Below are 767 nucleotides of genomic sequence, written 5' to 3' on the forward strand. Positions count from 1 at the left end.
CACAAGCTGCCTTGGTAATATAATGATCATATTCACTTTACTGACTCTCTTCAATAGTAGCTACAACATCAGTCACTGTATCGACGGCTTTGACACCAAATTAGTACCGAGATATACACGATTAACATCATCGAAAATCACTTGTGCTAGTTTCTAGAATTAATATTCTTTAGAATCAATAGTCACCTTTTGCATGATATCAGGATGGATACTTTTCGCAACCGGGCACATGAGCGCGGTGTTATAGAATATCTTTTGTGTTTTTTCATCAAGCTGTTGATTAAAGGTAATAGCAACATGAACTTCACTGACTCGTCTGGGGTCAGCTGCCATAACTTTGGTCACTTCAGCCGTAGTGCCTGCAATATCAATTTCCATATCTTGCGCTTTGATACCAATAATCGTCAACATACAACTGGCTAAGCTGGTCGCTAGCAAATCAGTCGGTGAAAATGCTTCGCCCTTACCCTGATTATCAGTCGGAGCATCAGTAATGATTTCATTGTTTGATTGCAAATGTATGGCAGTAGTACGTAGGTCGCCTTGGTAGGTTACTTTTGATGTTGTCATACTCTATCCTTTCTAAGGAAGTTAACTTAAATATAGAAATAGTGTAATAGAATGCAGCAGCAATGACCAGTAGCTATTCCTTAAAGCCCTACCCAATCCCAGACAAAAAAAAGCCCCCACAACGTTGTTGTGGGGGCTTTTTAGGAATAGAGAGCTGACGATGACCTACTCTCACATGGCCGGAGCCACACTACCAT

General features: G+C 40.7%; 1 protein-coding gene. It reads right to left on the minus strand.

Going from position 1 to position 767, the window contains the following annotated elements; all coding sequences use genetic code 11:
* Nucleotides 1-159: 159 nt before the first annotated feature.
* Entirely contained in the window at nt 160-570 is a 411-nt protein-coding gene (locus ACS8FD_RS19645; RefSeq protein WP_439261282.1) for an OsmC family protein, read from the minus strand.
* Nucleotides 571-767: the final 197 nt, after the last annotated feature.

The organism is Psychrobacter sp. 1U2 (assembly GCF_051847575.1).

Coding starts and splice junctions, on each gene's coding strand:
- ACS8FD_RS19645 (WP_439261282.1), bottom strand. CDS start 570: ATGACAACATCAAAAGTAACCTACCAAGGCGACCTACGTACTACTGCC.